Source organism: Alphaproteobacteria bacterium (assembly GCA_024244705.1).
Classification (GTDB): domain Bacteria; phylum Pseudomonadota; class Alphaproteobacteria; order JAAEOK01; family JAAEOK01; genus JAAEOK01.
Genome location: JAAEOK010000073.1, coordinates 92,282 through 105,589, shown reverse-complemented (window position 1 = coordinate 105,589; position 13,308 = coordinate 92,282). Strand labels below are relative to the sequence as shown.

General features: G+C 64.2%; 10 protein-coding genes. 2 read left to right on the top strand and 8 right to left on the bottom strand.

All coding sequences use genetic code 11. The annotated features are described in order from the left end of the window. The first annotated feature begins 29 nt into the window (after positions 1–29). Positions 30–1,088 (top strand): asparaginase, encoded by a 1,059-nt coding sequence (gene ansA / locus GY791_12465; GenBank protein MCP4329239.1) that lies wholly within the window; start codon positions 30–32, stop codon positions 1,086–1,088. 26 nt (positions 1,089–1,114) lie between these two features. Here ansA and GY791_12460 read toward each other — a convergent pair whose 3' ends face one another. From GY791_12460 to GY791_12445, 4 genes are all read right to left on the bottom strand, one after another. Then, entirely contained in the window at positions 1,115–3,247 is a 2,133-nt protein-coding gene (locus tag GY791_12460; GenBank protein ID MCP4329238.1) for an ABC transporter ATP-binding protein, read from the bottom strand. Positions 3,248–3,256: 9 nt separating this feature from the next. Next, positions 3,257–4,144: an ABC transporter permease gene (locus tag GY791_12455; GenBank protein ID MCP4329237.1), complete on the bottom strand. Its 888-nt coding sequence runs from the start codon at positions 4,142–4,144 to the stop codon at positions 3,257–3,259. 11 nt (positions 4,145–4,155) lie between these two features. After that, positions 4,156–5,088: an ABC transporter permease gene (locus GY791_12450; protein ID MCP4329236.1), complete on the bottom strand. Its 933-nt coding sequence runs from the start codon at positions 5,086–5,088 to the stop codon at positions 4,156–4,158. 99 nt (positions 5,089–5,187) lie between these two features. Then, positions 5,188–6,876: an ABC transporter substrate-binding protein gene (locus tag GY791_12445; protein MCP4329235.1), complete on the bottom strand. Its 1,689-nt coding sequence runs from the start codon at positions 6,874–6,876 to the stop codon at positions 5,188–5,190. A gap of 419 nt (positions 6,877–7,295) precedes the next feature. On the opposite strand from GY791_12445, the gene GY791_12440 reads away from it, so the two are divergent. After that, on the top strand, positions 7,296–8,180 hold the full coding sequence (locus GY791_12440) for a VOC family protein (GenBank protein ID MCP4329234.1): 885 nt from the start codon (positions 7,296–7,298) through the stop codon (positions 8,178–8,180). Here GY791_12440 and GY791_12435 read toward each other — a convergent pair. From GY791_12435 to GY791_12420, 4 genes are all read right to left on the bottom strand, one after another. After that, positions 8,177–9,328: a DUF2235 domain-containing protein gene (locus tag GY791_12435; protein MCP4329233.1), complete on the bottom strand. Its 1,152-nt coding sequence runs from the start codon at positions 9,326–9,328 to the stop codon at positions 8,177–8,179. The genes GY791_12440 and GY791_12435 overlap by 4 nt on opposite strands. Before the next feature lie 150 nt (positions 9,329–9,478). Continuing rightward, positions 9,479–11,164, bottom strand: a complete 1,686-nt coding sequence (locus GY791_12430; protein ID MCP4329232.1) for a urocanate hydratase — start codon at positions 11,162–11,164, stop codon at positions 9,479–9,481. Between the two features lie 29 nt (positions 11,165–11,193). After that, entirely contained in the window at positions 11,194–11,955 is a 762-nt protein-coding gene (gene hutC / locus GY791_12425; GenBank protein MCP4329231.1) for a histidine utilization repressor, read from the bottom strand. After that, positions 11,946–13,181: an imidazolonepropionase gene (locus tag GY791_12420; protein MCP4329230.1), complete on the bottom strand. Its 1,236-nt coding sequence runs from the start codon at positions 13,179–13,181 to the stop codon at positions 11,946–11,948. Before GY791_12420 ends, hutC begins: the two co-directional genes overlap by 10 nt. Positions 13,182–13,308: the final 127 nt, after the last annotated feature.

Sequence of the window (13,308 nt, the reverse complement as noted above, 5' to 3'; positions counted from 1 at the left end):
GGCGGCCGCCAAAATACCGGGAGTTGCCGATGGCAGAGATCGAAGACCAAGGATCGTCCACCGCGCGGCGCCGCGCGGCGTCGGTCTATGTCGCCCACACCGGCGGTACCATCGGCATGAAACGAACGCCGCAGGGATACGCGCCGGCACCCGGCTATCTCGAAGAGCTGATGGGCGAATTGCCGCAATTGCGCAGCGACGACGTTCCTGATTTTGTCATCCACGAATACGAGACCCTGCTCGACAGTTCCAATATGACGCCGTCGAGTTGGAATCTGATTGCCGGTGATATCGCGGCCAACTACGACCGCTATGACGGTTTTGTCGTGCTCCACGGCACCGACACCATGGCCTATACGGCCTCGGCGCTCAGTTTCATGATCGAAGGCTTGACCAAGCCCGTCGTCGTGACCGGTTCACAGATCCCGCTGTGCGAGGTGCGCAGCGATGCGCTCGACAACCTGATCACCTCGCTGATCATCGCGGGGACCTACGACATCGCCGAGGTTTGCCTCTATTTCCACGGCAAGCTGCTGCGCGGCAACCGCGCGATCAAGATGGATTCCGCCGGCTTCGGCGCCTTCGATTCGCCGAACCATCCGCCGCTGGGTGTGGTCGGGGTCGATATCGCCGTCGCCCGGGAATACTTGCGGACACCCGACGGACGGCCCTTCCGCGTGCAGGATTGCGGCGACGCCTCGGTCGCCGCCATGCGCCTCTTTCCGGGTATCACCGGCGATGTCGTGGCCAACATATTGCGGCCGCCGCTGAAGGGGTTGGTGCTGGGGTCCTACGGCAGGGGTACCGCGCCGTCGCTCGACGGCGGATTCCTCGACGCCCTTCGCGAGGCCTGCGCGCGCGGGGTCGTCGTCGTCGCCGTCACCCAATGCGTCAAGGGACGGGTCGACCTCGGCGGCTATGAGGCCGGTTCCGTTCTTGGCTCGACGGGTGTGGTCGGCGGCCATGATCTGACGGTGGAGGCCGCGCTGGCCAAGCTCTGCTACCTGTTCGCGCTTGGCCTCGATCCGCCCCGCATTCGAGCGGAGATACAGCGCGATCTCAGGGGCGAAATCACGCCGCCCCGATAACCACCAGCCATCGATGAGCCCGGGGACTACTCCGCGGGCGCCGGCGCTGGCGCCGCCGCGACCGGGATATCACGGTCCGGCACCTTGATCACCGGCTCGGCCTTGGCCAACTCCTCGATCGGGATATGGCAGGCGATGCTGTGGCCGGTCGCGGTCTTGTGCACCGGCGGCCGCTCGTTGTCGCAGATCTCGCCGATACGGTGCTGGCAGCGGGTGGTGAACGGGCAGCCCTTGGGCGGATTGAGCACGCTGGGTAGGGCGCCTTCGAGAACGATTTCACGCTTGGTCACCTCGGGGTCGGCGATCGGGACCGCCGACAACAGCGCCTCCGTATATGGGTGATAGGGCGGCGAGAAAATTTCATCGGTGGTGCCGCTCTCCATGATCTGGCCGAGATACATGACGACGACGCGGTCGGAAAGGTAGCGGACCACGGACAAGTCATGGCTGATGAACAGCAGCGTGGTCTGGTTGTCGCGTTGGATGTCCATCAGCAATTCGGTCACCGCGGCGGCCACCGAGACGTCGAGCGCGGAGACCGGTTCGTCGGCGATCACCATGTCGGGGTTGCCGGCGAAGGCGCGCGCGATGCCGATGCGCTGCTTCTGCCCGCCGGAAAGCTGGCGCGGACGGCGGATCGCGAAATCACGCGGCAGCTTCACCGTGTCGAGCAGCTTGAGCATGATGTTGTTGGCCTCGCCGCGGTCCTTGGTAACACCGAATTTGCGGATCACGCGGGTGATCTGGCCGCCGATGGTGTGGCTCGGATTGAGCGTGTCGTTGGGGTTCTGGAACACCATCTGCAGCGAGCCGAGCTGGTCCGGCGTTCGCTTTTCGACGCCGAGGTCGCCAATATCGTCGCCTTCGTATTTGATGTGGCCCTCGGTCACCTTTTCGAGCCCCATCAGGACCTTGGCAAAGGTCGATTTGCCGCATCCCGATTCGCCGACGATGGCGACGATCTCGCCGCGCTTGGCGGAAAAACTCAACGTCTCGTTGGCCTTCACGTATTTCACGCCTTGGCCCGAGATCATGGCACCGATCGAGCGGTCGTGGATCTCGTAGTATTTTTTCATGTCGTCGACTTCGAGAACCGTCTCGCCGACTTCCATCTTTTCGCGCACGATGCCGTGGGGGATCGCCGCCGTATGGTCGATGTCGCGATAGCGCATACAGCGGATGTTATGCGTGTGGTCGGCGGAATCGCTTTCGACGGCCTCGAACGGGACTTGTCCGACATCGCAGGTTCCGGCCTCGAAGAAGTCGCACCTCGGGCCGTAATTGCACCCCTTGGGGCGGAGATGGGGCAGCGGCAATTGACCCCGGATCGGCACCAGGGGCGACGCGTTCTTGTCGGCGTGGGGCAGCGGGATGCACCCGAACAAGCCATGGGTGTAGGGGTGCTTGGGCCAGGTGAAGACCGAATTGATGGTCCCTTCCTCGACCACCTCGCCGGAATACATGACGCAGACGCGGTCGCAGGTCTCGAGGATCAATCCGAGATTGTGCGAGATATAGAGCAGCGCGGTATTGAACTCGCTGGCCAATTCGGCGATCAGTTTGACGATCCCGGCTTCGACGGTGACATCGAGTGCCGTAGTCGGCTCGTCGAGCAGCAGCAGCGCGGGGCTGGACAGCAGCGCCATCGCGATAACCACACGCTGTTGCTGGCCGCCCGAGATCTGGTGCGGATAGGCCGCCATCACGCGTTCGGCGTCGGGCAGGCGCACGCTGCTCAGCATGTCGACCGCGCGCTGGTAGGCTTCCTGCCTGGATACGCCCTCGTGGACGATCGGGACTTCCATCAGCTGATTGCCGAGGGTCAGGCTCGGGTTCAGCGCCGCCATCGGCTCCTGGTAGACCATGGCGATCTCGGAGCCACGCAGCTTGCGCAGCTCTTCACCGCTGATGTCGGTCAACTCGCGGCCCTTGAAGTTCATGGTGCCGCCGACGATGCCGCCGTTCGATCCCATGTACTGCATGATCGCCATGGCCACGGTCGACTTGCCGCAACCCGATTCGCCGACCAGGCCGACGCTTTCGCCGGGCCACATCTTGAGTGAGAAATCGACGACGGCGGGGATTTCGCCGGCGCGCGTGTAGTAGGAGATACACAGGTCTTCGATATCGAGAATCGGGGGTCCGCTGCGATCGACCATGGAGTCCTCCTAGTCCCGGATCGAGATCTCGCGCAGGCCGTCGGCGAGCAGATTGAAGCCGAGAACCAGCGAAGAGATCGCGATGCATGGGAAAATGGTCATGAACGGAAAGGCCATCGCCATTTGCCGCGTTTCGTTGATCATGCCGCCCCAATCGGGCTGGGGTGGCGGCAGGCCGAGACCAAGAAAACCGAGCACGCCGATGGTAATGATCACGTAGCCCAGGCGCAGGCAGGCATCGACGATGAGCGGTCCGCGCGCATTGGGCAGGATCTCGATCAGCATGATATGCCACGGCGTCTCACCCCGCGTTTGCGCCGCCGCGACATATTCGCGGTTGCGCAAATCGAGGACCAGCCCGCGCACGATACGCATGATGCCGGGTCCGCTGGCGAAGGTGATGGCGATGATGATGTTGATTCCGGAGGCGCCGATGGTGGCGATGATGACGACGTAGAGCACCAGCACCGGGAACGACAGGATAATATCGGCGATGCGCGACAGCACGTCGTCGACCCATCCCCGCCGGTAACCCGCCATAAGGCCCATCAGGATGCCGACGACATAGGCGCAGATCGTCGCCAACGGACCATAGAACAGGACCGTGCGGGAGCCGTAGATCAGACGCGACAGAATGTCCCGCCCGAGCTGGTCGGTGCCGAGCCAGAACGTGCCCTCGCCCTTGGTGTATTCCGTCCCCGGCCAGGCGAAGGGCTGCAGGGTCGCGAGCGGATCGAAGGGCGCCAAAAGAGGTGCGAAAATGGCGACCAGGACCCAAAAGGCGACGATGCCGGCGCCGATCATGCCGACCCAGCTTTCGCGCAGCAGGGCGAAGGATTTGAGCGCCCGCAGCAGGGCGCCGCCGATTGTGGGGGTGGGGAGCGTGGTATCGGTCATCGCTAGCTCCCCTATTTGAACCGGATGCGCGGGTTCAGGTAGGTGTACCCGATATCCGCGATCAACTGGGTGGTGACGGCGACAAAGACGGCGACCATGGCGCAGGCTTCGATGACGAAGATGTCGGAATTCAGCGAGGCCTCGAGAAGCAGGGCGCCGAACCCCTTATAGGCGAAGAAGAATTCGACCACGATGACGCCCGACAGCAGCCAATTGATCTGCAGCATGATGACCGTGAACGGCGCGATCAGCGCGTTGCGCAAGGCGTGCTTCATGATCACTTCGCGATTGGGCAGGCCCTTGAGGCGCGCGGTACGGATGTAATGGGTCTGCATGACCTCGGCCATCGATGCCCGGGTCATGCGCGCGACATAGCCGAACCCATAGACCGTGAGCACGAGCACCGGCAGGACCATCTGCTTCCAATCCCATCCGCCGACCATGCCGCTGGTTCCCGGCAGCCAGCCGAGGTAGAACACGAACAGCGCGGAAAACAGCACCGCACTGGCGAATTCGGGGACCGAGGTGGTGACGATACTGGCGACCGAGATCGTCCGGTCGAGTGCCGAGCCTTCTTTCATGCCGGCCAGGATGCCGAGGATGAGCGCCAACGGGATCATGAACAAATAGGTTAGGCCGCCGAGCACCGCCGTGTTACGCAGCCGCGGCCACATCACTTCGGCGACCGGAACCTTGAAGCGGATCGATTCGCCGAAATCGCCCGACAGGAAATCACCCAACCAGGTGAAATAACGGACGTAGAAGGGTTCGAGGAATCCGTTCTTCTCAAGCCAGAGATTGAGCTGTTCCGGCGCCGTATAGGGTCCCAGGACCTTCCGGGCAATGCTCGTGACGTCGACCTCGAGGAGCAAGAAAACCAGGATCGACACGACGATCATGGTCAGGATCATCAGGGCGATGCGCTTGGCTATGAATATCAACATGGTTCAATCGCCGTATGGTGGTGGGGCGGCTCGGCACCAATCCTATCGAAGGCGGGACGGGCGGCGCGGCCGGTGAAGGCCGCGCCGGTCCCTTCGGCGCTAGGCGCCTTCGATCCACACGTCGTTGAACTGATGGTACAGGGTCGGATGGGTCTGGTAGTTCTTGACCTTGTCCGACGCCGCCGTGAGCACCGCTCGGAAGAACGGCTGCACCATGATGGCGTCGTCCTGGAGTGTCTTTTCGACAGCTTCCATCGCCGCCCGCCGCTCCTCGACGTCGAGCTTGGACTCGGCATTGGCGAGCGCCGCGTCGAACGCCGGACTGCTGTAGCTGCATTCGTTCCACGGCACGCCCGAACGGTATGCCAGCGCCAGCACCATCGTGCCCAACGGGCGATGGGTCCACGAGGTCAGGCTGAAAGGTGCGCTGTCCCATTGCTCCCAATACTGGGCCGACGGCATGACGTTGATGTTCACGGTGATGCCGGCGTCGGCGAGGTTCTGCTTCAAGACCGCAACCGAATCCTGTTCCCAGGTGCCCTGGGTGTTGCCGACATTGCAATCGACCTCGAGACCTTCCTTGCCCGCTTCCTTCAGCAGTTTCTTGGATTCTTCGACGTTGCGTTCGAATGCGCCGAGGTTGAAGTACTCGGGATGGATGTCGGCGACATGGAAGTTGGCCGCGACGGAACCCAGCCCACGGTGCGCTTGCTCGAAGTTTTGCTGATTGTCGGAAGCAAGCTGGATGGCGCGACGCACGCGAACGTCGTCGAACGGCGGCTCGGTGACCTTCATGCGGATGACGCCGGTCTGGGCCGTCTTCGCCGGGTACACGTTGACCCCCGGAAGCGTCTCGGCCACTTCGATGGTGGTCAGGTCGAGGCGGTAGACCGCGTCGACTTGTTGCGCCGCCAAGGCCGCGATCGATGCGCCCGGGTCCTCGCCGACATCGATGTATTGAAGCTGATCGATATAAGGCGTTTCGCCCGGCACGTCGGCAAACCAATAGGGTTCCTCTCGGCGGCGCAGGACGGCGATCTCGCCGACCTTGTGCTCGACCAAATCGTAGGGACCGGTTCCGACCGGGTTTTTCGTGAGGTTGCCGCCGTCCTTGGTGAAGTTGCGGTTCACGATCGCGGTCGGATAGTTGTAGAGGTTCTCCGGGATCGACAGTACCGGCGCGCCAAGATTCACCTGCACCGTATGATCGTCGATTTTTTTGACGCCGTCGGGGCGCAGCCGTTTGATCGGGTTGCCCTTGTCGTCCTTTTCGCCGCTGTCTTCGAGCAAGGCATCGAACAACCCATAATTCGACGATCCAACCGCCGGATCCATCCACCGGGTGACGTTGAACACCACGTCGTCGGCGTTGAAGTCGTCGCCGTTCGACCATTTGACGCCCTGACGCAGCTTGAAGGTCCACGAGGTCAGGTCGTCCGACGCGGTCCAGCTATCGGCCAAATAGGGCCGGGTGATATTGTCGGGGCCGGTGATCGTCAGATGCTCGACCACATGGCGCGCGATATTCGACTTTTCGACCCAGTCGAAGGTCGCCGGATCGGTCATTTCCTGCACCTGCATGGCGATGCGGAATGTCCCACCCTTTTTGCCCTGGGCGAGGGCGGGCTTGGGTTCGACCAGCCCGGCCAAGCCGTAGGCGGTCGATGAGGCCAAGCCGAGCATGGTGGCCGTCCAAATGAATTCGCGGCGGCTGCAAACGCCGTCCTGCAACTGTTCGAGAAGCTTTGGCAGGTACGAATGGACCCTGCCGAGGTCTTTGCTGTCCATGAAAATCTCCCTGTTTTAGGTCCCACGCATGTTCGAAGCCGTCATGCGCGTTATTCTGGTCACATGATGAGTGAGCCACCGCAGGCTGTCAAACTAATCGGGCCGAAATAAGACCATTCGGAAAGCCGGCACGGTCAATCGCAACATCGATGTTTCGCGACCGAATATGGCGTGCCCGTGACCGTTGAAATTGTCCGTAACGGCCCCATTCTTGTTCTCATAGGACAGAATCTGGTCAAAATGCGTCAGCCGCCTCATCGGGTCCTGAAACGAAGGACCGAGGGTCCGATCCGGCGGCGAGCGCTCTATCGCGCTTGATGGCGGGGTCGCTCCACGATGGCTTAAGTTCGAAATCTCGGGCCAACGGTTGACCGACACCCACTGCCCGGCCCTATCCTTGGCGAATAAAGGAGTCCGCGATGACCGAGCAACGGGGCCGAGGTATCGACCACATCGTCCTTGCCGTACGTGACCTGGAAACGGCGCGGGCGCGATTCGCCTCGTTTGGTTTCACGGTAACGCCGCCGGCCGTCCATCCCTTCGGTACCGGTAACAGCCTGGTCCAACTGTCGAGCTCGTTCGTCGAGCTGTTGACCGTCGTCGCGCCGGAGAACATCGTTCCGATGGCCGCCGATCACTTCAGTTTCAGCCGCTACAGCGCCGATTTCCTCGAGCGGCGGGAAGGCATGGTCATGCTCGTGCTGATCAGCGGTGACGCGCGTGCCGACAACGATGCCTGGCGCGAGCGCGGCCTGCGGACCTACGAGCCGGTCGATTTTTCCAGGCTGGCGACCCGCGCCGACGGCACCAAGGCCGAGGTCGCGTTCACCCTCGCCTTCGCGATCGACCCCACCATGCCCGAGGCCGGGTTCTTCGTCTGCCAGCAACACCGGCCGGAAAACTTCTGGCAGCCTGTCTACCAAGACCACCGCAACGGCGCCAACCAGATCGTCGGCGTCACCATGACCGCGCCGGAGCCCGCCCGGCATGCCGACTTTTTCCGCGCCTTCGTGCCCGAGGCCGAGCTGTCGCAAACCGCAGGGCGGCTCATCGTGGAATTGCCACGCGGCCGGATCGAAGTTTTGGATCGACCGCGTCTTGCGGAGCGATTTCCGGCCGCTATCGTGCCGCGCGAATCGGCGACGCCGTCCTTCGTGGCATCGACCATCGCGGTCGCCGATCCGGCCGCCGTCGCGACCTGCCTGGCGGCGGCGGGCGTTCCCTACCAGGATTGGGGCGACGGCATCGTGATTGCGGCCAGCCATTGTTTCGAAATGGCGCTGGAATTCGTCCCGCTGGGCTAGAGCGCTCCGGGGACCGACACGATCTCGCCATCCGCGTCGACCACCGGCAAGCCGGCCTTGGCCGCGGCCAGGTTCGCCGGCTGGTAGATTTGGTCCGATTTCGATTTACCGTCGTCGACTGTCGCGGACCGACCGAAGCGGTCTATCGCGCTGTGGTGGATGCTCTCGTTGACCGCCGCTCCCGGTATCTTGGTATCGACGATCCGGTCGAGGATGCCGCGCGGCCAGTCGCGGATCCCGCCGACGATTCGATGTTTTGGGCTCAGCCGATTGATACGAAACAGGCCATTGCGCGATTCATGCATGATACCGAGCGCGTCACCGGCGACGTCGTCACCGATCCGTGGCGCGTCGAAGGCGAGGTCGGTCAGCGCATCGACCCGTTTGATCATCCAGTCCAGGGCGAGGTCGGACAGGTCCTTCGCCGGGTAGCCGCCGCCGACATCGGAATGGACGCCGGGGAACCAAACCTGCTCGACCGTCTGGTCGCTCTCCGCCGGTTTCCGGGTCCACAGGGTGGGCGCGAAGGGCCCCCGCTTCTCGTCGATGGAGACGGCATGGAGCGCGACGTCGACATTGCCGCCCAACTCGGCGTCATGAAACTCGAACTCGCTGCGGCGGATGCGATTGAGGCCGCGGACCGGGATGCCGAGCGCGCCCACCGTGTCCCAGACCCCGACGCAACGGATTTGCGCCGTCCGCCGATCCTCGGCAGGCATGTCGCTCAGCGCCGCCGGGTCGCGCTCCCGCGGGGGCGTGCGGTAATGGTTCCAGGCATCGCTGATTCGGCCCATCGAGCGCTTTGACAACAGCCCGCAGGCGCCGATGAACCCGGCCAGGCTGCGCGCGGTGAAGGCGCCGCGGGAGAAGCCGAAAATATAGATCTCGTCTCTGGGCTCGTAATTGTTGGCCAGGAAGCGGTAGCCGTCGCGCACGTTCTCGCCGAGGCCGCGGCCGAAGGCGCCGCCGCGGATCCGGTCGAGCGGACCGCCGGTGCCGACGCCCTTGTCGTAGAACGTGATCTGGCGGGTACCGGCGTCATCGGCGTGGCGGATGGCGCGCATGATGCGGACGACGTTGGTCGACCGCTGGTGGTCGTCGGCATTGTTCCAGGTGCCGTCGAGGCAGATCACGAGTCGTTTGGTCATGGCGTTTTCCTTCGCGGTTCACGCTCTCGCGCGGCGAAGTCGAACACCCGTCGACAACCGGCAATCGCCGGGGAACACCCACGCCAATAGTGCGTAGGTTGCGCGCCGTTGACAAGCGGCGTCGGCCGCAACGCCGGCCGCTGTAACGAGCTATAGGGCAATACCCGGCAAATCGAGCCCCTGCTCGCGGGCGCACTCCTTGGCGATGTCGTAACCGGCGTCGGCGTGGCGCATGACCCCCGTCGCCGGGTCGTTCCACAACACGCGTTCGAGGCGGCGGTCGGCATCCTCGCTGCCGTCGCAGACGATGACCACGCCGGCGTGTATCGAATAGCCCATGCCGACGCCGCCGCCATGATGGATCGACACCCAGGTCGCCCCGCCCGCGGTGTTCAAGAGGGCGTTCAGAAGCGGCCAATCGGCGACCGCGTCGGAGCCGTCGCGCATCGCTTCGGTCTCGCGGTTGGGGCTGGCGACCGAGCCCGAATCGAGATGGTCGCGGCCGATCACCACCGGCGCCGCGAGCTCGCCGTTGCGCACCATTTCGTTGAAGGCGAGGCCGAGACGGTGGCGCTGGCCCAATCCGACCCAGCAGATCCGCGCCGGCAGGCCCTGGAAGGCGATGCGCTCGCGCGCCATGTCGAGCCAGGTGTGGAGGTGCGGGTCGTCGGGGATCATCTCCTTGACCTTGGCGTCGGTCTTATAGATGTCCTCCGGATCGCCGGACAATGCGACCCAGCGGAACGGCCCCTTGCCGCGGCAGAACAGGGGGCGGATGCAGGCCGGCACGAAGCCGGGGAAGTCGAAGGCGTTCTCGACCCCCATGTCCTTGGCTTCCTGGCGGATATTGTTGCCGTAGTCGATGGTCGGGATCCCCTGGTGGTGAAAATCGAGCATGGCGCGGACATGCACGGCCATCGATTCGCGGGCCGCCTGGGCGACCTTGTCGGGGTGGGTCTCGGCCTCTTCGCGCCACTGGGCGACGGTCCAGCCGATCGGCAGGTAGCCGTTGACCGGGTCGTGAGCCGAGGTCTGGTCGGTAACCACGTCCGGCTTGACGCCGCGGCGCACCAGCTCGGGCAGGATTTCGGCGGCGTTGCCGAGCAGGCCGACCGAGATCGCCGCGCCGCGCCCATGCGCCTCGTCGATCATCTGTAGCGCCTCCTCGATGGTCGTCGCCTTGGTGTCGATGTAGCGGGTGCGCAGGCGGAAATCGATCCGCGTCTCATCGCATTCGACCGCGATCATGCTGAAGCCAGCCATGGTCGCCGCCAGCGGCTGCGCGCCGCCCATGCCGCCGAGGCCGGCGGTCAGAATCCAGCGTCCCTTGGGATCGCCGTCATAGTGCTGGCGCGCCAGCTCGACAAAGGTCTCATAGGTGCCCTGGACGATGCCCTGGCTGCCGATATAGATCCACGACCCGGCGGTCATCTGGCCGTACATCATCAGTCCCTTGCGGTCCAATTCATTGAAGTGTTCCCAGGTCGCCCATTTCGGCACCAGGTTCGAATTGGCGATCAGCACCCGCGGCGCGTCCTTGTGGGTGCGGAACACACCGACCGGCTTGCCCGATTGGACGAGCAGGCTCTGATCGTCTTCGAGGTCCTTGAGCGCCCGGCACAAGGCGTCGAAGGCCTCCCAATTGCGCGCCGCGCGGCCGATACCGCCATAGACGACCAATTCCTCGGGGCGCTCGGCGACGTCGGGATCGAGATTGTTGTGCAGCATCCGATAGGGGGCCTCGGTGAGCCAGCTCTTGCAGCTCAGTTCGGTGCCGTGGGGCGACCGGATGATGCGGCTGTTGTCGTAGCGCGACGGGGCATGGGTGTCGGTCATGACGGGTTCCTTCGGGTCATTCCATTAATCTATCTGTAGCGGTCGGCGGCATAGCGCGCGCCGAGGTCGTAGCGGCTGCCGGGATAAAGCAGGGTCGCCGCAGTCACCACGTGGCCGTCGCTCCAGGTCCGGCGCCGCAGGCGCAGGCACGGCTCATCGGGGCCGATGGCGAGACGGTCGCAGGCATCGGCATCGGGCATGATCGCGCGCACGATATGTTCGAGTTCGTCCGGGTGGACGCGATCGAGCAGAAACCGTGTCGGCGTCATTGCGGTGAAATCCTGGTGCAGGAAATCCCGCCCGACCTCCGGATTGACGATACGGTCTTCGAGCTGAACCGGCATATCGTCCTGATGGTGGATCAGCGCGACGTGGAAGACCGGGCAACCCGGCGCGATTTCCATGGCCGCCGCGATCTCCCCCTTCGCCGGTTCCTCTCTTTGCAGATGAACGACGGCGCTGTGCCGCCGGCCGCGCGCGGCGATCTCGTCGGCGATGTCCTGGACTTCGATCAAGCTGGCATGGAGCGGCTGCTCGGCGACGAACGTGCCGACGCCGTGAACGCGGGTCAGATGGCCGTCTTGGGTCAGCTCCCGGAGCGCCCGATGCGCCGTCATCCGGCTGATCCCGAGGTCCTCCGACAGGGCGTTTTCCGACGGTACCCGGGTGCCCGGCCCCCATTCGCCGGAGCGAATCTTGGCGACGACGGTATCCTTGAGGCGTTGATATATCGGCGCCGCGGCGTTTTGCGGCAAGGCGCCGATCGAGGTCGGGGCGGCCTTCACGACAATCTCGCCTCGACACCGCCGCGCACCACCGCCGCGACCGGATTGTCGCCGATGCGGTAGGCAAGTTCGGCCGGATCCTGCAGGCGCCACAACACCAAATCCGCCCGCTTGCCCCGTTCGATGGTGCCGACCTGGTCGTCGATGCCGAGCGCCGCCGCGGCGTTGCGGGTAACGCCGGCGAGGGCTTCCTCCGGCGTCATGCCGAACAGGGTGCAGCCCATGTTGAGCATCAGCAGCAGCGACACCACGGGCGAACTGCCCGGGTTGCTGTCGCTGGCGAGCGCGAGGCGCACACCCTGATCGCGCAACATCTCGATCGGCGGCAATTGAGTCTCGCGGAGGAAATAGAACGCGCCGGGCAGCAGGACCGCCACCGTCGCCGCCTCGGCCATGGCGCGGGCGCCGGTCTCGTCGAGATATTCCAGGTGATCGGCGGAGAGGGCGCCGAAGCTGGCGGCGAGTTCGGCGCCGCCCTGGTTGCTCAGTTGCTCGGCATGGATCTTGACCGGCAAGCCGAGCGCCGTCGCCGCTTCGAAGACCCGGCGTACCTGGTCCGTCGAAAAAGCGATGTTTTCACAGAACGCGTCGACCGCATCGGCCAGGTCGGCCTCGGCGACGGCCGGCAGCATGTCCTGACAAACGAGGTCGATATAGGCGTCGGCGCGGTCCTCGAACTCGGGCGGCAAGGCGTGGGCGCCGAGGAACGTCGCGTGGACCGACACGTTGGCTTGCTCGCCGAGGCGGCGGGCCACGGCGAGCATCTTCATTTCGTTCTGGCGGTCGAGGCCATAGCCCGATTTTATCTCGATCGTCGTCACACCCTCCGCCATCAGCCGCTGCAACCGGGTCCGGGCGGTGGCGAAGAGCGCGTTTTCGTCGGCGGCCCGGGTCTCGCGGACGGTCGAATTGATGCCGCCGCCGGCGCGCGCGATGTCAGCGTAGGTCGCGCCTTCCAGGCGCATTTCGAATTCGCGCGCCCGGTTGCCGCCATAGACGAGATGGGTGTGGCAGTCGATCATGCCGGGGGTCACGAGGTCGCCGCGGCAATCGATGACGTGCTGGGCGTTCTGCCTCTGCTCGACCGGGACGTCGGCGACCGGTCCGACCCAAACGATGGCGCCACGCGACACCCCGACGGCGCCATCCGCGATCAATCCGTAGGCCGGTGCGCCCGCTTTCATCGTCGCGACCCGCGCGTTCAGCCAAAGAATGTCCCAGCTTTCGGTCATGTGGTATCTCGGGTTCGGGTTGGCGCGGTATCGGGCAAGCTCAATGAATAGCGCACTGGTTCCGACTTGTCTATACATGTAATGAGGTGTAAACAGGGCGCACTTTTGCTGACTTTCGGTCGCGGCC